The sequence below is a fragment of the Arthrobacter sp. GMC3 genome, from assembly GCF_002929305.1.
Classification (GTDB): domain Bacteria; phylum Actinomycetota; class Actinomycetes; order Actinomycetales; family Micrococcaceae; genus Specibacter.
The window spans coordinates 1-549 of sequence record NZ_PJIO01000141.1 but is presented as its reverse complement, the minus strand read 5'-3'; the positions used below and the strand labels follow the sequence as shown (position 1 = coordinate 549).

Here is a 549-nt window from a genome sequence, read left to right as displayed (position 1 = left end):
GGACGGCGGCGCCAAGGCCGGTCTGGTGTTCAACCCGGCCACGCCGCTGGACGTGCTCAAGTACGTCATGGACAAGGTCGACATGGTCCTGCTGATGAGCGTCAACCCCGGTTTCGGCGGGCAGAAGTTCATTCCCAATACCCTCGACAAGCTGCGCGAAGCGCGTGCGCTGATCGATGCCAGCGGCCGCGAGATTCGCCTGGAGATCGACGGCGGTGTGAATCCGAAGAACATCCGCGAAATCGCTGCGGCGGGCGCCGATACCTTCGTTGCCGGCTCGGCGATCTTCAATCAGCCGGATTACAAGGCGGTGATCGACCAGATGCGCGCCGAGCTGGCGCTGGCGCGCCCATGACCCGCCTGGAGCAACTGTTCGACGGCAAATTGCCACGGCTGGTGATGTTCGACCTGGACGGCACCCTGATGGATTCGGTGCCGGACCTGGCCGCAGCGGTGGACAAGATGCTGATGCTGCTCGGCCGCGAGCCTGCCGGCATTGCCCGGGTGCGCGACTGGGTCGGCAACGGCTCGCGCGTGCTGGTACGCCGC

General features: G+C 65.8%; 1 protein-coding gene and 1 pseudogene. Both read left to right on the top strand.

Features of this window, described 5'->3' with window-relative positions; genetic code table 11:
• Positions 1-355 (top strand): ribulose-phosphate 3-epimerase (locus CXQ94_RS24025; protein ID WP_368665591.1); only part of this gene is annotated, 355 nt, incomplete at its 5' end.
• A pseudogene (locus tag CXQ94_RS24020) lies at positions 352-549 on the top strand (hypothetical protein); the annotation flags it as partial. The gene CXQ94_RS24025 and the pseudogene CXQ94_RS24020, both read left to right, overlap by 4 nt.